This is a genomic window from Kitasatospora sp. NPDC088783, assembly GCF_044750705.1.
GTDB classification, from domain to species: Bacteria; Actinomycetota; Actinomycetes; order Streptomycetales; family Streptomycetaceae; genus Kitasatospora; species Kitasatospora fiedleri.
Genome location: NZ_JBIVKJ010000007.1, coordinates 120,257 through 138,019 on the forward strand (window position 1 = coordinate 120,257; position 17,763 = coordinate 138,019).

Genomic DNA, 17,763 nt, shown 5'->3' on the forward strand with positions numbered 1-17,763 from the left:
ACCGGGGACTCAGGCCCCGCCGCCGCCCGGCAGCGTGACGAAGTCGATCAACTCCTCGACCCGGCCGAGCAGTTCCGGCTCCAGGTCCTTCCAGCCGTCGACCGAGGCGAGGATGCGCTTCCAGGCGGCGGGGGTGTCCACCGGCCAGCCCAGCCGGCGGCAGACGCCCTCCTTCCACACCTCGCCGCGCGGCACCTCCGGCCAGGCCGCGAAGCCCAGCCCGGCGGGTTTCACGGCCTGCCAGATGTCGACGTAGGGGTGGCCGACCACCAGGACGTGCTCGCCGGTCACCCGGGCGGCGATCCGGTGCTCCTTGGTGCCGGGCAGCAGGTGGTCGACCAGCACGCCCAGCCGGCGGCCCGGGCCGGGGGCGAACGCCTCGACGATGGCGGGCAGGTCGTCCACGCCCTCCAAGTACTCCACCACCACGCCCTCGATCCGCAGGTCGTCGCCCCAGACCCGTTCGACCAGCTCGGCGTCGTGCCGGCCCTCGACGTAGATCCGCGACTCGCGGGCCACCCGGGCCCGCGCCCCCGGCACCGCGACCGAACCGGACGCCGTGCGCCCCGGACCGCGCGGCGCGGCCGGCGCCGCCGCGGCGGGCCGCACCAGCGTCACCACCCGCCCCTCCAGCAGGAACCCGCGCGGCACCAGCGGGAACACCCGGTGCTTGCCGAACCGGTCCTCCAGCGTGACGGTGAACCCCTCGGCCGTCCGCTCGCAGCGCACCACCGCCCCGCAGAACCCGGTCGCCGCCTCCTCCACCACCAGGTCCCGCTCCGCCGCCACCTCCGGCGCGGGCTGCTGCCGCTTCCACGGCGGGGTCAGATCCGGCCCGTACTCCCTGCTCCGCATGGATCGCAGTCTACGAAACGTCGGTCGGCCTGACGTCGCGTCAGCACGGGTGCGGGGGCGGCGGTGGCGAGGACGTCGGCGGGGCGAGGGTGCGGGCCCGGCCATCGAGGCCGTCGAGGTGGGCGGCCGTGGTGTCGCCGAGGTGGATCCGGCGCGGTCCGGTCGGTCACGGGTGCCACCCCGGGAGCGGGAGGCCGTCACCGGTGTGGGACATTGCCCGACGATCACACTCCGATGATCACGCAGGAGCGGGGACGGAACGATGAACGGGCGCTGGCAGGTGGCGGCGGTCGCCGCAGTGCTGCTGCTGGGCGGGACGGCCTGTACGGCCGACGGCTCGAAGAAGGCCGATCCGGCGCCGCCGTCGCTGCGCGCGGACCTGCTGACGGCGGACCGGCTGCCGAAGGGCTTCACCCTGAACACCTCGGAGGTGGAGTCGACCACCACCCGCGCGCCGAGCGCCGCCTCCACCTACGTGCCGAACACCGAGCCGCTGGAGTCGATGCCCTGTTCCGAGCTGGGCATCACGTCCTTCCTGACCACGCACGCCAAGCCGTTGGAGGACGTCGCGGTGGGCCTGGAGCGCCAACCCGTCGGCGACGACGACTTCGGCTGGGGCGGGCAGGAGGTGCTCGACCGCTACCCGTTCGGACGGGCGGCCGCCGCCTTGGACGCGGTTCGTGCGGCGGTCGGACGCTGCGCGGACTTCAGCACGGTGCTGGTGGACGGCTCGGTGTTGCAGGAGAGCGCGACCGCGATCCAGGTCGGCGACAGCCTGCGGGTGCGGATCACCTCGATGCCGCCGCCCGACGGCGTCCACCCGTGGGTCGACGAGACCGCGTTCGTCCGGTTCGGCGACGTGGTCCTGACGGTGCAGCAGGTCGGCACCGACCGGCCGACCGACGACCTGCAGACCGTTCTGGACGCCGCCGTGCAGGCGTACCGGGCCCGGGCGCACTGACGGGGGTCAGTCCTCCAGGCCCGGCGCGCCCCAGACCGGGAACCAGCGGGAGAGGTCCGGCTCGATCCGCAGGTCGTCGCGGAGCAGGTGGGAGACCTCGATCTCCAGCGGGTTGTCCCGCTTCTCCTGCCCGGCGACCTTGCACATCGGGTAGAAGGTGCCGCGCTTGTACAGGTACACCAGGGCCAGCGAGCGGCCCTCGGCGTCCCGGAAGGCGACCAGCGAGCAGAGCAGCTGCGGCCCGAAACCGTTCGCCTCCAGCTCGCTGTTGACCGCGTGCAGGTCGTTGACCAGGTCGGGCAGCTCCTCGGGGGTGTGCCGGGAGAGCAGCCAGGAGTACCCGTACCCGTCCCGGGACGCCTCGACGGGGACGCCGCCGCGCCCGGTGTCCGCGTCCAGCAGTGCCCGCACCTGCTGCTGCACCTCGGTGAAGGCCGCGCCCTCGACCGCGGCGAAGCAGACCGAGCCCAGGCCGGTCGGGAGGAACCCCTTGGCGGCCTGCAGGGTCAGCGCCGCCGACGGGATGCCGAACAGCTGGTCGAGGTCGGGCTTCACCGGCTTGGTCCGGCCGAACAGGGCGTCCAGGAATCCCACGCCGCGAGCTCCTTCTTCGGTGACTTGGGGTGACTTCGGGTGACTTCGGTGATTTCCGTGGCCGCAGTGGCCGCGGTGGCCGCGGTCGCTCCGGCGGGGGCGGGTTCAGTGCCCGAGTTCGTCGGAGACCTTCCGCAGCTGGGCGAGGCGCTGCTCCAGCGAGGGGTGGGTGGAGAGCAGCTGGGAGGCGGTCTCCCTGGCGCTCAGCGCCGGGGCGAAGTAGAAGGCGTTGTACGGCTGGGCCCGGCGCAGGTCCTTGGTCGGGATGGCGGAGATCTGCCCGGTCACCTTGGTCAGCGCCGAGGCCAGCGCGGCGGGCCGGCCGGTCAGCTGGGCGGCGGCCCGGTCGGCGGCCAGCTCGCGGTAGCGGGACAGCAGCCTGGTGAGCAGGAAGCTGATCGCGTACACCACCATCGAGGCCAGCGGGATCAGCACCATGGCGATCGCCGCGTTCTGGTCGTTGCTGTTGCGGTTGCCGCCGCCCATCATGCCGCCGTACAGGGCGATCCTGGTCATCGCGCCGGCCAGCACGCCGAGGAACCCGGCCACCGTCATCACCGCGACGTCCCGGTGCGCGACGTGCGACAGCTCGTGGGCCAGCACGCCCTCCAGCTCCTCCGGCTCCAGCCGGCGCAGCAGGCCGGTGGTCACGCAGATCACCGCGTTCTGCGGGTTGCGGCCGGTGGCGAAGGCGTTGGGCATGTCGTTGTCGGCGACCGCGACCCGCGGCTTGGGCATGTCGGCCAGCGCGCACAGCCGGTCGACCGCGCCGTGCAGCTGCGGGTACTGCTCGGGGGTGACCTGGTGGGCGCCCATCGCCCGTTCGGTGATCTTGTCGGAGAACCAGAACTGCGCGACGAACAGGCCGCCGGAGATCAGCACCACCAGCGGCCAGGCGCCGCGCAGCAGCACGATCAGCAGGCCGGTGAAGCCCACGTAGACCAGCCCGATCAGGAACATGGTGGTGACCATCCGGCCGGTCAGCCCGCGGTCGGGGGTGAACCTGGAGTGCTGTGGCACCGACATCGCTGCTCCTCCTCGTGCCTCGCGCGGTGCCGGACCGCGCTGCCGCGCCGTCCGCCCCGCTCGCCTTCGATGCTGCCACCGGGCGGCCCCGCGGGCACCATCCGAAACGATGGGAATTCGGTGGGAAAGCGACACGTCCCGGGCGCGTCGCCGGTCCTTCGGTCCAGGATCACGGGGGCGGACCGTTCCTGCCGTCAGGCCCGGGCCGTACACTGGCAGGTACGGTCCTGGCACTCTGACCAGTGGAGTGCCAAGCCGGGTCAGACACCGGGTCAACGGACGACGACGGAGGTGCGTGCCCCATGCCGGACGACGGCAAGCCCGACGGCCGACTGATCGACACGCGCCCGACCGCCCGTCCGCTCGACGAGCGGCGCCTCGCGGTGCTCCGGGCGATCGTCCAGGACTACGTGGGCACCGAGGAGCCGGTCGGCTCCAAGGCCCTGGTGGAGCGGCACAACCTCGGCGTCTCCCCGGCCACGGTCCGCAACGACATGTCCGCGCTGGAGGACGACGGGTACATCCACCAGCCGCACACCAGCGCGGGCCGGATCCCCACCGACAAGGGCTACCGGCTCTTCGTCGACCGGCTCGCCGAGGTCAAGCCGATGACCGCCCCCGAGCGCCGGGCGATCCGGCACTTCCTGGAGGGCGCGGTCGACCTGGACGACGTGGTGGCCCGGACGGTGCGGCTGCTCGCCCAGCTCACCCGGCAGGTCGCGGTGGTCCAGTACCCGTCGCTGACCCGCTCCACCGTGCGGCACATCGAACTGGTGTCGCTCACCCCGACCAAGCTGATGCTGGTGCTGATCACCAACACCGGCCGGGTCGAACAGCGGATGGTCGACTGCCCGGCCCCGGTCGGCGAGGCCCTGCTCGGAGACCTGCGGGCCAGGCTCAACGGCATGGCGGGCGGCTGCCGGCTGCCCGAGGTGCCGACCGTCCTGGAGGACCTGCCGGCGAGCTTCGAGCCCGCCGACCGGCCCGCCGTCAGCACCGTGCTGACGGTCCTGTTCGAGGCGCTGGCCGAACAGAACGAGGAACGGATCATGCTGGCGGGCACCGCCAACCTGACGCGTTTCGGCCATGACTTCCCGCTCACCATCCGGCCGGTCCTGGAGGCGCTGGAGGAGCAGGTGGTGCTGTTGCGCCTGCTGGGCGAGACGGCGGACTCGGCGATGACGGTCCGGATCGGCCACGAGATCGCGCACGAGGGGCTCAATTCCACGTCGGTGGTCTCGGTCGGTTACGGTTCGGGCGACCAGAGCGTGGCAAAGCTGGGAGTGATCGGTCCGACCCGGATGGATTACCCGGGCACAATGGGGGCGGTGCGCGCGGTGGCACGGTACGTCGGCCAGATCCTGGCGGAGTCGTAACGGCGCGGCCGCAGCGGAACGGCGCAACAAGCAGCGTGCTGTCGCAGGCACTTCTAGAGGCGGAACAAACCGGAGCATTTGGTGGCCACGGACTACTACGCGGTACTCGGCGTCCGACGCGACGCGGGGCAGGACGAGATCAAGAAGGCGTTCCGGCGCCTCGCCCGTGAACTGCACCCGGACGTCAACCCGGACCCGAAGACGCAGGAGCGGTTCAAGGAGATCAACGCCGCCTACGAGGTGCTCTCCGACCCGCAGAAGCGTCAGGTCTACGACCTCGGCGGCGACCCGCTGTCGCCGAACGGCGGCGGCGCGGGCGGCTTCGGCGCGGGCGCGGCCGGGTTCGGCTTCTCCGACATCATGGACGCCTTCTTCGGCGCCGCGACCGGCCAGCGCGGCCCCCGCTCGCGCACCCGCCGCGGCCAGGACGCCATGATCCGGCTGGAGATCACCCTGGAGGAGGCCGCGTTCGGCACCACCAAGGAACTCCAGGTCGACACCGCCGTCACCTGCACCACCTGCAACGGCGAGGGCGCCGCGCCCGGCACCTCCGCGCAGACCTGCGACATGTGCCGCGGCAAGGGCGAGGTCTCCCAGGTCACCCGGTCCTTCCTGGGCCAGGTCATGACCTCCCGCCCCTGCCCGCAGTGCCAGGGCTTCGGCACCGTCGTCCCCACCCCGTGCCCCGAGTGCGCCGGCGACGGCCGGGTCCGCGCCCGCCGCACCCTCACGGTCAAGATCCCGGCCGGTGTCGACAACGGCACCCGGATCCAGCTGGCCGGCGAGGGCGAGGTCGGCCCCGGCGGCGGCCCCGCCGGCGACCTGTACGTGGAGATCGCCGAGACCAGCCACCCGACCTTCCAGCGGCGCGGCGACGACCTGCACTGCACCGTCACCATCCCGATGACCGCCGCGTCGCTCGGCACCCAGGTGCCGCTCCAGACCCTGGACGGCCTGGAGGAGGTCGACATCCGGCCCGGCACCCAGTCCGGCCAGTCGATCCCGCTGCACGGCCGGGGCATCACCCACCTGCGCGGCGGCGGCCGGGGCGACCTGATAGTGCACGTCGAGGTGCAGACGCCCACCAAGCTCGACCCGGAGCAGGAGGACCTGCTGCGGCGGCTCGCCCTGCTGCGCGGCGAGGAGCGTCCGTCCGGGCAGTTCGCGCCCGGCCAGCAGGGCCTGTTCTCCCGGTTGAAGGACGCCTTCAACGGCCGGTGAGACCCGCCCCTCCCGCGCCGGAGGGGCCTCCCGGGCCGGGAGCGGCGAGGTCGAGGACCTCGCCGCTCCCGGCCCGTTCCGCCGGACGACCCACTGCTGAGAGGGCTGCTGTACCGATGACCGCACCGGTGTTCGTCGTCGACGACCTGACCGGGGCCGCCCCCGGCGCCACCGTCCGGCTGGACGGCCCCGAGGGCCGGCACGCCGTCGCCGTCAAGCGCCTGGAGCCCGGCGAGGCGCTCACCCTCGCCGACGGGCGCGGCCGCGGCGCGGACGGCACCGTCGCCGCGCTGCACGGCAAGGACGCCCTCGACGTCCTGGTCACCGCCGTCCGCGACGAGCCCGCCCCCGCGCCCCGGATCACCGTCGTCCAGGCGCTGCCCAAGGGCGACCGCGGCGAGCTCGCCGTCGAGACCATGACCGAGGCCGGCGTCGACGCGGTCGTGCCCTGGGCCGCCGCCCGCTGCATCACCCAGTGGAAGGGCGAGCGCGGCGCCAAGGCGCTCGCCAAGTGGCGGGCCACCGCCCGCGAGGCCGGCAAGCAGTCGCGCCGGCTGCGCTTCCCGGAGGTCAGCGACCCGGTGACCACCCGGCAGCTGCTGCCGCTGCTCGCCGCCGCGGACTTCGCGGCCGTCCTGCACGAGGAGGGCGCGCTGCCGCTCGCCACCGCGCAGCTCCCGGCCGGGGGCGAGATCGTCCTGGTGGTCGGGCCCGAGGGGGGCGTCTCCCCGGACGAGCTCGCCGCCTTCGCCGAGGCCGGCGCCGCGCCGTACCGGCTGGGTCCCTCCGTGCTGCGCACCTCCACGGCGGGCGTCGCCGCCGGCTCCCTGCTGCTCGGCCGCACCGGCCGCTGGGGGTAGGCCCGCTCCTCCGGACCCGGCGCCGGGAGCCGGGACGCGCCGCCCCGGCCGCGGGTCGCGGGCTCCCGCAACCTCTGACGATCCGTGAGCCGCGCCGCCTAGGGTGGCAGGATGACGGAATCGACGCGCGGCTATCTGCGCCACCCCCACCTGCACGGCGACGCCGTGGCTTTCGTCGCCGAGGACGACGTCTGGCTGGCGCCCGTCGACGGCGGGCGGGCCTGGCGGTTGACGGCGGACCAGGCGCCCTCGGGGGCGGTGCGGTTCGCCCCGGACGGGCGGTCACTGGCCTGGACCTCGACCCGGGACGGTGCGCCGGAGGTGCACGTGGCACCGGTGGAGGGCGGCGCGGCCCGGCGGTTGACGTACTGGGGGAGCCCGTCCACCGCGCTGGTGGGGTGGAGCGCGGACGGGCGGCCGATCGCGATCACCACCGCGGGGCAGGAGACCGTCCGGCGGACCTGGGCGTTCGCGGTGCCGCTGGACGGCGGGGAGCCGACCCGGCTGCCGTACGGGCCGATCGGCTCGCTGGCGTTCGAACCGGTGCCGGAGGGCGCCGCCGGCGGACGGGTGCTGCTGGGCACGCACAACCGGGAGGCCGCGCACTGGAAGCGCTACCGGGGCGGCCGGGCCGGGAAGCTGTGGATCGGCGGCGCGCGGTTCGAGCGCCTGCACGCCGGGCTGGACGGGCAGCTGGAGTGCCCGATGTGGGTCGGCGACCGGGTCGCGTTCCTCTCCGACCACGAGGGCGTCGGACGGCTGTACTCCAGCCTCCCGGACGGCTCCGACCTGCGGGCGCACGGCCCGGCGGACCACGGGTTCTACGCCCGGCAGGCGTCCACCGACGGCACCCGGGTGATCTGGCAGAGCGCCGGCGAGCTGTGGCTGCTGGACGACCTGGAGGGCGCCGGGGCGCGCCGGCTGGACGTCCGGACGGCCGGGCCGCGCACCCGGCGGCAGCCGCACCCGACGCCTGCCGCCGGGCAGGTGGAGAGCGCCGCCCCGGACCGCACCGGCCGGGCCGCGGCCGTGGTGGTGCGCGGCACCGTGCACTGGGTGACCCACCGGGAGGGCCCGGCCCGGGTGCTGGACGAGACGCCGGGGGCGCGGGCCCGGCTGGCCCGGGCCGTCCCCGGCGAGGACGGCGCGCAGGGCGCGGTGTGGGTCACCGACGCGGAGGGCGAGGACGCGCTGGAGTACGCCCCGGCGGTGCTGGGCGCGGAGCGCCGGCGGCTGGCGGCCGGGCGGCTCGGCCGGGTCCGCGGCCTGGCGGTCTCGCCGGACGGCCGGCAGCTCGCGGTGGCCTCGCACGACGGCCGGGTGCTGCTGGTGGCGCTCAGCGACGGCGCGGTCAACGAGCTGGCGCGCAGCGGCGACGGCGAGGTCTCCGGGCTGGTGTTCAGCCCCGACTCGGGGTGGCTGGCCTGGTCGCAGCCGGTGCTCGGCCCGTGGTCGCTGCGGCAGGTCATGCTCGCCGACCTGACCTCGCGCACCGTCAGCGAGGCCACCCCGCAGCGCTTCCACGACTACTCGCCGGCCTTCACCGCGGACGGCAAGCACCTGGCGTTCCTCTCGGTGCGCGCCTTCGACCCGGTGTACGACCAGCACGCCTTCGACCTGTCCTTCCCCGGCGGCACCCGCCCGTACCTGCTGACGCTGGCCGCCGACACCCCGTCGCCGTTCGGCCCGCGGCGCGGCGGGCGGCCGGCCGGCGGCGAGGAGGAGGACGCCAAGGACGGGGAGAAGGAGGCCGCGCCGAGCACCCGGGTCGACCTGGAGGGCCTGGCCGACCGGATCGTGCCGTTCCCGGTGGAGGCGGGCCGGTTCGGGGTGCTGCGCGCCGCGAAGGACGCGGTGCTCTGGACCAGGTACCCGTTCAGCGGCGAACTCGGCGACAGCGCCGCCTCCCTGGACGAGGAGCCGGCCCGGACCGCGCTGGAGCGGTTCGACCTGCGCAGGCGCCGGGCGGAGGAACTGCTCAGCGGCGTCGACACCTTCGGCGTCAGCGGCGACGGCACCCGGCTGGCCGTGCTGGAGGACGGCGCGCTGCGGATCGTGCCCGCCGACCAGAAGGCCGCGGAGGACGAGGAGACCGAGGTCGACCTCGACCGGGTCCGGGTCACCGTCGACCCGGCCGCCGAGTGGCGGCAGATGTTCGACGAGAACGGCCGCCTGATGCGCGACAACTTCTGGCGCGCCGACCTCTCCGGCGTCGACTGGGCGGGCGTCCTGGACCGCTACCGGCCGCTGGTCGAACGGGTCGGCAGCCGCTCCGACCTGGTCGACCTGCTGTGGGAGACGGTCGGCGAGCTCGGCACCTCGCACGCGTACGTGCTGCCGCCCGGCCGCGGCGCCGAACCGGCCCGGCAGCAGGGCCGGCTCGGCGCGGACCTGGTGCGCGACGGCGAGGTGTGGCGGGTGGCGCGGGTGCTGCCCGGCGAGTCCTCCGACCCGCGGGCCCGCTCCCCGCTGGCCGCCCCCGGCGCGGCGGTCCGCCCCGGCGACGCGATCCTGGCCGTCAACGGCCGCCCGGTCGACCCGGTCACCGGCCCCGCCCCGCTGCTGGCCGGCACCGCCGACCACCCCGTCGAGCTCACCGTCAGCGGCCGGGACGGCGGCGAGCGGCACCCCGTCGTGGTGCCGCTCGACGACGAGGAGGCGCTGCGCTACCACGACTGGGTGGCCGGGCGGCGGGCCGCCGTCCGCGAACTGTCCGGCGGCCGGCTCGGCTACCTGCACGTCCCCGACATGCAGAGCGCGGGCTGGGCGCAGCTCCACCGCGACCTGCGCTTCGAGATGTCCCTGGACGGCGTGGTGCTGGACCTGCGGGAGAACCGCGGCGGTCACACCTCCCAGCTGATCGTGGAGAAGCTGGCCCGCCGGATCGTCGGCTGGAACCACGGCCGCGACCTGGCCCGCCCCGACCCCTACCCCGGCGACGCCCCGCGCGGCCCGGTGGTGGCGCTGGCCGACGAGTTCTCCGGCTCCGACGGCGACATCGTCAACGCGGCGATCCAGGCGCTCGGCATCGGCCCGGTGGTCGGCACCCGCACCTGGGGCGGCGTGATCGGCATCGACAGCCGGTACACGCTGGTCGACGGGACGCTGGTCACCCAGCCCAAGTACGCCTTCTGGCTGGAGGGTTACGGCTGGCAGCTGGAGAACCGCGGGGTCACCCCCGACGTCGAGGTGCCGATCGCCCCGCACGACTGGGCGGCCGGCCGCGACCCCCAGCTGGAGACCGCCGTCCGGCTCGCCCTGGAGTCGCTGGCCCGCACCCCCGCCAAGACCGCGCCCGGCCTGGACTGACCGGCGCGGACCGACCGGCCCGGGAGACGTTCCGCCAGCCGGGCTCCGGGCCGCCGCCGAACCGCCGGAGCCGCCGGCCCGGCCGACGGCGCCCCGGCGGCCGACCGGCTGGCGGCGGTGGCCGCGCTCCTCGAACTGCGCCGCGTGAGCCGCCGCGCGTGCGGACGCCGGGGATGAGGGCGCCGCGCCTGCGGACCCCCCGCCCGATCCGGGCGGAGGGCCGCGGCGGCACCGAGCTGACGGTCGACAACTGCCGGAGCTCCTGCGGGGACTTCGACGAGGACCACCGGGAACACCGGACCTACCGGATCGTGGTGCGCCGACCGCTGTAAGGTCGTGGCACCAGTGACGGATCCAGGTGAGGAGCGCGGGAGATGGCCGGCGAGCCGCAGGCGGACTGTGTGTTCTGCAAGATCGCGTCGGGGGACGTCCCGGCGACCGTGGTGCGCAGGACCGAACGGACGCTGACGTTCCGGGACATCAACCCGCAGGCGCCCGCGCACCTGCTGGTGATCCCGCGGGTGCACCACTCGAACGCGGCCGAACTGGCCGCCGCCGAGCCGCTGATCGCGGCCGAGCTGCTCACCGAGGCGGGCGAGGCGGCGCGCGGCGAGGGCCTGGAGTCGTACCGGCTGATCTTCAACACCGGTGCGGAGGCCGGGCAGACGGTCTTCCACGCACACGTGCACGTGCTGGGCGGGAAGCCGCTCACCGAGGGACTGGTCTGAGCGTTGTCGCAGCGTGAGCTCGTCGTCCTGGGCACCGCCAGCCAGGTGCCGACCCGGCACCGCAACCACAACGGGTACCTGCTGCGGTGGGACGGCGAAGGGCTGCTGTTCGACCCGGGGGAGGGCACCCAGCGGCAGATGCTGCTGGCCGGGGTGAGCGCCACCGGGATCACCCGGATCGCGGTCTCGCACTTCCACGGCGACCACTGCCTGGGCCTGCCCGGGGTGGTGCAGCGGATCAACCTGGACCGGGTGCCGCACCCGGTGGACGCGTACTACCCGGCGTCCGGGCAGGTGTTCTTCGAGCGGCTGCGGCACGCCAGCGCCTACCACCCGACGGCCGAGATCCGCGAGCACCCGATCGCCGGCTCCGGCCCGCTCCCCGCGCCGGGCGCGCCGTTCGCGCTGGAGGCGGTGCGGCTCTCGCACCCCGTGGAGTCGTTCGGCTACCGGCTGACCGAGCCGGACGGCTTCCGGCTGCGGCCCGAGCGGCTGCGCGAACTCGGCCTGCGGGGCCCCGCGGTGGGCGTGCTCCAGCGCGAGGGCCGGGTCGAGGTGGACGGGCGGACGGTGACCGCGGAGCAGGTCGGCGAGGTCCGGCCCGGGCAGCGGTTCGCGTTCGTGATGGACACCCGGCTCTGCGACGGCGTGGCCGAACTCGCCGAGGGCGCCGACCTGTTGGTGATCGAGTCGACCTTCCTCGACCAGGACGCCGCGCTCGCCGAGGAGCACGGCCACCTGACCGCCGCCCAGGCCGCCCGGGTGGCCGCCGCGGCCGGGGTGCGGCGACTGGTGCTCACCCACTTCTCGCAGCGCTACCCCGACCTGGCCGGGCACCTGGCCGAGGCCGCCCGGCACTTCGACGGCGAGATCGTGGTCGCCGAGGACCTGGCCCGGGTCCCCGTCCCGCCGCGCCGTTGACCACCGCGCCGTCGACCGCCGCCCGGCCCCGGCCGGCCGCCACCGGCGGCCCCGGCCCCCGAGGTGCGGAAAACCGTTCGCACATCGGGGCGAAAGACCCCACCATCGAAGCCGCCGCGCCGCTCCGGCGAACACCCGCGCGGCGTACCCTGGTGACCCGGAGAGCCCGAGCCACACGACACGACGGATTGGGATGAGGCAGGCCGCAGCGCCGACCCATGACTGACACACCGCAGACCCGAACCGACGGACAGCGGCGCCCCGACGAGGCGTCCACCAGCACCCGGATCGTCATTCCGGAGAAGCACCCGATGGTCACCCTGCTGGGTGCCGCCGACTCGCTCCTGCGGGTGATCGAGCAGGGCTTCCCGGGTGCCGACATCCACGTCCGCGGAAACGAGGTGACGGCCACCGGCTCGCCCGCCGAGGTCGCGCTCGTCAAGCAGCTCTTCACCGAGATGATGCTGGTGCTGCGCACCGGCCAACCCCTGACGGAGGACGCCGTGGAGCGCTCCATCACCATGCTCAGGAGTGCCGCCGAGGACCCGGCCAGCCCGGCCCCGTCCGAGGTGTTCACGGCGAACATCCTGTCCAACCGGGGCCGCACCATCCGCCCCAAGACGGTCAACCAGCAGCGCTACGTCGAGGCGATCGACAAGCACACCATCGTCTTCGGCCTCGGCCCGGCCGGCACCGGCAAGACCTACCTGGCGATGGCCAAGGCCGTCCAGGCGCTGCAAGCCAAGGAGGTCAACCGGATCATCCTGACCCGGCCGGCCGTCGAGGCGGGGGAGCGGCTGGGCTTCCTGCCCGGCACCCTCTACGAGAAGATCGACCCGTACCTGCGCCCGCTGTACGACGCGCTGCACGACATGATGGACCCGGACTCGATCCCCCGGCTGATGGCGGCCGGAACCATCGAGGTGGCCCCGCTGGCGTACATGCGCGGACGCACCCTGAACGACGCCTTCATCATCCTCGACGAGGCGCAGAACACCTCGCCCGAGCAGATGAAGATGTTCCTGACCCGCCTGGGCTTCAACTCCCGGGTGGTCGTGACCGGCGACACCAGCCAGATCGACCTGCCGGGCGGCACCCGCTCCGGCCTCAAGGTCGTCCAGGAGATCCTCGCCGACGTGCCCGACATCCACTTCTCGGTGCTGACCAGCACCGACGTGGTGCGGCACAAGCTGGTCGGCCGCATCGTGGATGCGTACGAACGCTGGGACGCCCGGCAGGAGGCCGAGGAGTCCGGCGACCGCAAACCCGCCCAACGACGGGGCGCCCGGGCGCCCCGCCAGTCCCATCGCACCGAAAGCTGAGTACTGAGCCCTCCATGTCGATCGACATCGCCAACGAGTCCGGGTGGGACGTCGACGAGGAGTCCATCCTCGACGTCGCCCGCTACGCCCTCGACCAGATGCGGATCCATCCGCAGTCCGAGCTCTCCGTGATCCTCTACGACAGCGAGTCGATGGCGGAGCTGCACGTCCAGTGGATGGACCTGCCAGGACCGACCGACGTGATGTCCTTCCCGATGGACGAGCTGCGTCCGGGCAAGGAGGGCGAGGACCTGCCGGAGGGCCTGCTCGGCGACATCGTGCTCTGCCCCGAGGTGGCGAAGGAGCAGGGACTGGCCGCCCCCACCAAGCACTCGATGGACGAGGAGCTGCAGCTGCTCACCGTCCACGGGGTGCTGCACGTGCTCGGCTACGACCACGAGGAGCCCGACGAGGAGCGCGAGATGTTCGCGCTGCAGAAGCGGATCCTGGACGACTGGCGGGCCGGCCGCGGCCTGTCCGGCCTGTCGCCCGCGCCGACCGTCCACTGAGGGCCGGCCCGCTGTGAGTGGTGAGAGTACGAGCTTCCTGATCGGGGCCCTGCTGCTGGTGGTGCTCGGCTGGCTGGCCGCGTGCGCCGAGGCGGGGATCTCCCGGATCTCCCGGTTCCGCGCCGAGGAGGCGGTCCGCTCCGGGCGGCGCGGCTCCGGCCGGCTGCTGACCCTGGCCTCGGACAGCATCCGCTACCTGAACCTGGCGACGCTGATCCGGGTGGCCTGCGAGATGGCCGCCGCGGTGCTGGTCACCGTGGTCTGCGTGCGCGGCTTCCAGCAGACCTGGCAGGCCGTGCTGGTGGCGTTCGGCGTGATGGTGCTGGTGTCCTTCGTGGCGGTCGGGGTCTCCCCGCGCACGATCGGCCGCCAGCACCCGCTGAGCACCGTCACCGCGGCCTCCTGGGTGCTGCTGCCGCTGGCCCGGATCCTCGGGCCGATCCCGCGGCTGCTGATCCTGCTGGGCAACGCGCTGACGCCCGGCAAGGGCTACAAGGAGGGCCCGTTCGCCTCCGAGGCCGAGCTGCGGGCCCTGGTCGATCTGGCCGAGAAGGACGACCTGATCGAGGACGAGGAGCGCCGGATGGTGCACTCGGTCTTCGAGCTGGGCGACACCATCGTGCGCGAGGTGATGGTGCCGCGCACCGACCTGGTGATGATCGAGCGGCACAAGACGGTCCGGCAGACCCTGACCCTGGCGCTGCGCTCCGGCTTCTCGCGGATCCCGGTGGTCGGCGACAACGAGGACGACGTGGTCGGCATCGTCTACCTCAAGGACCTGGTGCGCCGCACCCACATCAACCGGGACGCCGAGTCCGAGCAGGTCGACTCGGTGATGCGCCCGGCGGTCTTCGTCCCCGACTCCAAGCCGGCCGCCGACCTGCTGCGCGAGATGCAGCAGATGCGCTCGCACGTGGCGATCGTGATCGACGAGTACGGCGGCACCGCCGGGCTGGTCACCATCGAGGACATCCTGGAGGAGATCGTCGGCGAGATCACCGACGAGTACGACCGGGAGATCGCCCCGGTCGAGGACCTCGGCGACGGCTCGTACCGGATCACCGCCCGGCTCACCGTGGAGGACCTCGGCGAGCTGTTCGGCATCGAGCTGGACGACGAGGACGTGGAGACCGTCGGCGGGCTGCTGGCCAAGTGCCTGGGCCGGGTGCCGATCCCGGGCTCCTCGTGCGAGGTGCCGGTGCCGGAGGGCAGCGGGCTGGCCGCGATCGGCCTGACCGCGGAGAGCTCGGCCGGGCGCCGCAACCGGATCGGCACCGTGGTGGCCACCCCGGTGCGGGTCGCCGAGGAGAGCCGGGAGCAGGCCGAGGAGGCCGCCTCCTAGGCTCCCGGACGCCCGTCGTCGTACGGGCACCCCGCGTGACGGCGGGCGCTCGGCCGAGTTCCCCGGCCAGGCCCCCGCCCAGGTTCCCGGACGGGCCCTTGGACGGACCGTCCCCATCGGTGCGACCGGTTGGGACGGTTCGTCCCGGGGCCCGTTTGCGGTGTCGCCCGGGGTACGCGCACCGTGGAAGGCATGGCACATCTACTGCGCGCGGAGTACGGCCCGAGCGGGCCGGCCGGCGGGGTGGCCAGGTGGCACGTGGTCCGTGCCGCCGACCCCTCGCACGGCATGTGCGGCGCCGAGATCGCCTCGGACGCCGAGAGCAGGCCGGAGGAGGCCTGGGGCACCGGGCTGCACTGCTGCCAGCAGTGCGGGTCGCTCTACCTCCACGAGGTGCCGTTCCTCCGCTCCGACCACTCCGACCACGCGGGGAGGACCCGATGAGACTGCACGACGAACTCCCGGTCGACCACCGGCTCGGCAGGGTCTACCGCTACGGCGCGGGCCTCTGCGGACTGTTCCTGATCGTGTTCGGCATCCTCGGACTGACCGGGACCCACCCGGGCTTCCTGGACACCTCGGGCAAGGAGGTGATCGGCCTGTCCAGCAACGGGGCGCTGAGCGTGCTGTCGCTGGTGGCCGGCGGCATCCTGATCCTGGGCGCGGTGATCGGCGGCAACACCGCCTCGAACATCAACATGATCGTGGGCGTGCTGTTCGTGCTGGCCGGCTTCGTCGGCCTGACGGTGCTGGACTCCAGCGCCAACCGGCTCGCCTTCCACATCTCCAACGTCATCTTCAGCTTCGTGTTCGGCTTCGTGGTCCTGACCTTCGGCATGTACGGCCGGGTCGGCAGCCACCTGCCGCAGGACAACCCGTACTGGAAGGAGCGCCACTCCGACGACGACGCCCTCCCGGACGGCCCGCCCGCGCTGGTGAAGGTGCTCCGCCCGGGCCCGCCGAAACCGACCGGGCACTGACCGCCCCGTCGTAGAGTGGGACCGCCAAGGCCCGACGGACCGTCAGGTCCGTCGGGCCGCAGTCCGTCCGGAGGGGGAACCGCGATGACGGAACGCACACTGGGAGCGCTGGCCGGCCCGCCGATCGGGTTCGGGGCGATGGTGCTCTCGCCCGGCGTGTACGGCGAGACCGACGAGCGGCGCGGGCAGGACGCGCTGCGGGCCGCGATCGACGCCGGGGCCCGGCTGATCGACACCGCGGACGGCTACGGCGCCGACGGGCACAACGAACAGCTGGTCGGCCGGGCCGTCCGGGGCCGCCGGGACGAGGTGCTGCTGGCCACCAAGTTCGGCTTCCGGGTGCCGGCGGGCGCCGAGCCGCACCGCTTCCCGGTGCACTTCGCGTTCGGCGAGCTGGCGGTCAACTGCGAGCCCGCGCACGTGCGCGGCTACGCGGAGCAGTCGCTGCGCAACCTCGGCACCGAGGTGATCGACCTGTACTACCCGCACTTCCCGGACCCGCAGGTGCCGTTCGAGGACACCGTCGGCGCGGTCGCCGAACTGATCGCCGACGGGCTGGTGCGGCACCTGGGCGTCTCCAACGTGACGGCCGCGCAGCTGCGGGCCGCGCACGCGGTGCACCCCGTCGCGGCGGTGCAGACCCAGTGGTCGATGTGGCAGCCGATCGACCCGGAACTGCTGGCCGCCGCCCGCGAGCTGGGCGTCGGCGTGGTGGCCTGGAGCCCGCTCGGCGGCGGCTTCCTGACCGGCACCGTGCGGCAGGTCGCCGAGGACGACTTCCGGCGCAACCACGCCAGGTTCTCCGCCGAGAACCTGGCCGCGAACAACGACCGGTACGCTCCGCTGCGCGCGATCGCCGCGGAACTCGGCGTCACCCCCGGCCAGCTGGCGCTGGCCTGGCTGTTGCACCAGGACGACCACGTGGTGCCGATCCCGGGCAGCCGCACCCCCGCGCACATCCGGGAGAACCAGGCCGCGGCGGAGCTGGCCCTGGACGCCGCGGTGCTGGGTCGGATCGACGCGGCGCTCGCGGCGTTCGCACCGGCGGGGGAGGGGGCGCTGCTCAAGGGCTGAGCGGCGCCGGTCGGCCGGTCCGGCACGGCCTATGCTCGGGCCATGACCGAGATTTCCGAGCTGGACCCCGAGGACAAGAAGATCATCACGCTGGCCCGTTCGGCCCGCGCCCGCAACGGCGTGGCCGAGGGGGCGGCGGTCCGGGACGAGACCGGGCGGACGTACGTGGCCGGCACAGTGGCGCTGGAGTCGCTGAGGCTGAGCGCGCTGCAGACCGCGGTGGCGATGGCGGTGGCCAGCGGGGCGAAGGGTCTGGAGGCGGCCGCGGTGGTGTCCGAGGCGGACGCGCCGGCCGCGGGCGACCTGGCCGCGGTGCGGGACCTGGGCGGGGCCGGGACGCCGGTGCTGCTGGCCGGGCCGGACGGGGCGCTGAAGGTGGCCGCGGCGGCCGAGTGAGCCTACGGGCGGGAGTGCCCCGGGCGGGGTGTCCGGGGCTCTGTCGGCCCTCCCTGCGCCTCCTGCTGGGTGCGATAATCGCACCGGCTGAGATCTCGTCCCGGCGAGGGAGGGAACGGGACATGGGCGTCGCGGCGTTCTTCTGCGGACTGCTGCTCTGCGTCATGGGTTTCGGACGCTGGCACGAGACCGGGTCCCCGTGGTGGCTGGCCGGCACCCTGACCCTGCTGGCCTCCGTCCTGGTCGGCGCGATCACCGGCGGCGGCAAGAAGGCCGACTGAACGCCCGA

Annotated in this window: 19 protein-coding genes; 16 read left to right on the forward strand and 3 right to left on the reverse strand. The window is 74.0% G+C overall.

Translation table 11 applies throughout. The annotated features are described in order from the left end of the window. Positions 1-9: 9 nt before the first annotated feature. On the reverse strand, positions 10-855 hold the full coding sequence (locus tag ACIP60_RS20830; RefSeq protein WP_400686544.1) for a DUF3097 domain-containing protein: 846 nt from the start codon (positions 853-855) through the stop codon (positions 10-12). A gap of 262 nt (positions 856-1,117) precedes the next feature. Here ACIP60_RS20830 and ACIP60_RS20835 point away from each other — a divergent pair, with 262 nt between their 5' ends. Further along, complete coding sequence (locus ACIP60_RS20835) at positions 1,118-1,816, forward strand: hypothetical protein (protein ID WP_400686546.1); 699 nt, start codon at positions 1,118-1,120, stop codon at positions 1,814-1,816. A gap of 6 nt (positions 1,817-1,822) precedes the next feature. Here ACIP60_RS20835 and ACIP60_RS20840 read toward each other — a convergent pair whose 3' ends face one another. Both ACIP60_RS20840 and htpX read right to left on the reverse strand, forming a co-directional pair. After that, complete coding sequence (locus ACIP60_RS20840; protein ID WP_400686548.1) at positions 1,823-2,410, reverse strand: hypothetical protein; 588 nt, start codon at positions 2,408-2,410, stop codon at positions 1,823-1,825. A 105-nt stretch (positions 2,411-2,515) separates the two neighbouring features. Continuing rightward, the gene (gene htpX, locus ACIP60_RS20845; protein ID WP_400686550.1) at positions 2,516-3,436 is read right to left on the reverse strand and encodes a zinc metalloprotease HtpX; all 921 of its coding nucleotides are present in this window, start codon (positions 3,434-3,436) and stop codon (positions 2,516-2,518) included. A 302-nt stretch (positions 3,437-3,738) separates the two neighbouring features. Between htpX and hrcA the strand changes: the two genes are divergently transcribed. From hrcA to ACIP60_RS20920, 15 genes are all read left to right on the forward strand, one after another. Beyond that, positions 3,739-4,812 carry a heat-inducible transcriptional repressor HrcA gene (gene hrcA / locus ACIP60_RS20850; RefSeq protein WP_400686552.1) on the forward strand — a complete coding sequence of 358 codons (1,074 nt, stop codon included), beginning with the start codon at positions 3,739-3,741 and terminating at the stop codon, positions 4,810-4,812. A gap of 81 nt (positions 4,813-4,893) precedes the next feature. Beyond that, the gene (gene dnaJ, locus ACIP60_RS20855) at positions 4,894-6,033 is read left to right on the forward strand and encodes a molecular chaperone DnaJ (RefSeq protein WP_100836099.1); all 1,140 of its coding nucleotides are present in this window, start codon (positions 4,894-4,896) and stop codon (positions 6,031-6,033) included. Between the two features lie 116 nt (positions 6,034-6,149). Continuing rightward, positions 6,150-6,893, forward strand: coding sequence for a 16S rRNA (uracil(1498)-N(3))-methyltransferase (locus tag ACIP60_RS20860; protein WP_400686554.1), 744 nt, complete (start codon positions 6,150-6,152; stop codon positions 6,891-6,893). A gap of 111 nt (positions 6,894-7,004) precedes the next feature. Beyond that, positions 7,005-10,202 carry a PDZ domain-containing protein gene (locus ACIP60_RS20865; RefSeq protein ID WP_400686556.1) on the forward strand — a complete coding sequence of 1,066 codons (3,198 nt, stop codon included), beginning with the start codon at positions 7,005-7,007 and terminating at the stop codon, positions 10,200-10,202. Positions 10,203-10,375: 173 nt separating this feature from the next. Beyond that, positions 10,376-10,534 carry a hypothetical protein gene (locus tag ACIP60_RS20870; protein ID WP_400686558.1) on the forward strand — a complete coding sequence of 53 codons (159 nt, stop codon included), beginning with the start codon at positions 10,376-10,378 and terminating at the stop codon, positions 10,532-10,534. A gap of 42 nt (positions 10,535-10,576) precedes the next feature. Further along, positions 10,577-10,930: an HIT domain-containing protein gene (locus ACIP60_RS20875; protein ID WP_400686560.1), complete on the forward strand. Its 354-nt coding sequence runs from the start codon at positions 10,577-10,579 to the stop codon at positions 10,928-10,930. A 3-nt stretch (positions 10,931-10,933) separates the two neighbouring features. Beyond that, complete coding sequence (locus tag ACIP60_RS20880; protein WP_400686562.1) at positions 10,934-11,851, forward strand: ribonuclease Z; 918 nt, start codon at positions 10,934-10,936, stop codon at positions 11,849-11,851. A 218-nt stretch (positions 11,852-12,069) separates the two neighbouring features. Continuing rightward, entirely contained in the window at positions 12,070-13,173 is a 1,104-nt protein-coding gene (locus ACIP60_RS20885) for a PhoH family protein (RefSeq protein ID WP_400686564.1), read from the forward strand. Between the two features lie 14 nt (positions 13,174-13,187). After that, the gene (gene ybeY, locus ACIP60_RS20890) at positions 13,188-13,682 is read left to right on the forward strand and encodes an rRNA maturation RNase YbeY (protein ID WP_100836093.1); all 495 of its coding nucleotides are present in this window, start codon (positions 13,188-13,190) and stop codon (positions 13,680-13,682) included. 13 nt (positions 13,683-13,695) lie between these two features. Then, a complete protein-coding gene (locus tag ACIP60_RS20895) occupies positions 13,696-15,024 on the forward strand; it encodes a hemolysin family protein (protein WP_400686567.1) in 1,329 nt (442 codons plus the stop codon). A 192-nt stretch (positions 15,025-15,216) separates the two neighbouring features. Continuing rightward, a complete protein-coding gene (locus tag ACIP60_RS20900) occupies positions 15,217-15,468 on the forward strand; it encodes a hypothetical protein (RefSeq protein ID WP_100836092.1) in 252 nt (83 codons plus the stop codon). Beyond that, on the forward strand, positions 15,465-16,004 hold the full coding sequence (locus ACIP60_RS20905; protein ID WP_400686569.1) for a DUF4383 domain-containing protein: 540 nt from the start codon (positions 15,465-15,467) through the stop codon (positions 16,002-16,004). Before ACIP60_RS20900 ends, ACIP60_RS20905 begins: the two co-directional genes overlap by 4 nt. A gap of 84 nt (positions 16,005-16,088) precedes the next feature. Beyond that, positions 16,089-17,078, forward strand: coding sequence for an aldo/keto reductase (locus ACIP60_RS20910; RefSeq protein ID WP_100836090.1), 990 nt, complete (start codon positions 16,089-16,091; stop codon positions 17,076-17,078). A gap of 42 nt (positions 17,079-17,120) precedes the next feature. After that, the gene (locus ACIP60_RS20915; protein WP_400686572.1) at positions 17,121-17,474 is read left to right on the forward strand and encodes a cytidine deaminase; all 354 of its coding nucleotides are present in this window, start codon (positions 17,121-17,123) and stop codon (positions 17,472-17,474) included. A gap of 122 nt (positions 17,475-17,596) precedes the next feature. Further along, positions 17,597-17,755, forward strand: a complete 159-nt coding sequence (locus ACIP60_RS20920) for a hypothetical protein (RefSeq protein ID WP_400686574.1) — start codon at positions 17,597-17,599, stop codon at positions 17,753-17,755. Positions 17,756-17,763 lie beyond the last annotated feature (8 nt).

Excerpts from the sequence above, each read along its gene's own strand:
- ACIP60_RS20905 (WP_400686569.1), top strand. The coding sequence starts at position 15,465 with ATGAGACTGCACGACGAACTCCCGGTCGACCACCGGCTCGGCAGGGTC.
- ybeY (WP_100836093.1), top strand. The coding sequence starts at position 13,188 with ATGTCGATCGACATCGCCAACGAGTCCGGGTGGGACGTCGACGAGGAG.
- ACIP60_RS20870 (WP_400686558.1), top strand. The coding sequence starts at position 10,376 with ATGAGGGCGCCGCGCCTGCGGACCCCCCGCCCGATCCGGGCGGAGGGC.
- ACIP60_RS20860 (WP_400686554.1), top strand. The coding sequence starts at position 6,150 with ATGACCGCACCGGTGTTCGTCGTCGACGACCTGACCGGGGCCGCCCCC.
- ACIP60_RS20835 (WP_400686546.1), top strand. The coding sequence starts at position 1,118 with ATGAACGGGCGCTGGCAGGTGGCGGCGGTCGCCGCAGTGCTGCTGCTG.
- ACIP60_RS20885 (WP_400686564.1), top strand. The coding sequence starts at position 12,070 with ATGACTGACACACCGCAGACCCGAACCGACGGACAGCGGCGCCCCGAC.
- ACIP60_RS20915 (WP_400686572.1), top strand. The coding sequence starts at position 17,121 with ATGACCGAGATTTCCGAGCTGGACCCCGAGGACAAGAAGATCATCACG.
- ACIP60_RS20875 (WP_400686560.1), top strand. The coding sequence starts at position 10,577 with ATGGCCGGCGAGCCGCAGGCGGACTGTGTGTTCTGCAAGATCGCGTCG.
- hrcA (WP_400686552.1), top strand. The coding sequence starts at position 3,739 with ATGCCGGACGACGGCAAGCCCGACGGCCGACTGATCGACACGCGCCCG.
- ACIP60_RS20910 (WP_100836090.1), top strand. The coding sequence starts at position 16,089 with ATGACGGAACGCACACTGGGAGCGCTGGCCGGCCCGCCGATCGGGTTC.
- ACIP60_RS20865 (WP_400686556.1), top strand. The coding sequence starts at position 7,005 with ATGACGGAATCGACGCGCGGCTATCTGCGCCACCCCCACCTGCACGGC.
- ACIP60_RS20900 (WP_100836092.1), top strand. The coding sequence starts at position 15,217 with ATGGCACATCTACTGCGCGCGGAGTACGGCCCGAGCGGGCCGGCCGGC.
- ACIP60_RS20920 (WP_400686574.1), top strand. The coding sequence starts at position 17,597 with ATGGGCGTCGCGGCGTTCTTCTGCGGACTGCTGCTCTGCGTCATGGGT.
- ACIP60_RS20830 (WP_400686544.1), bottom strand. The coding sequence starts at position 855 with ATGCGGAGCAGGGAGTACGGGCCGGATCTGACCCCGCCGTGGAAGCGG.
- htpX (WP_400686550.1), bottom strand. The coding sequence starts at position 3,436 with ATGTCGGTGCCACAGCACTCCAGGTTCACCCCCGACCGCGGGCTGACC.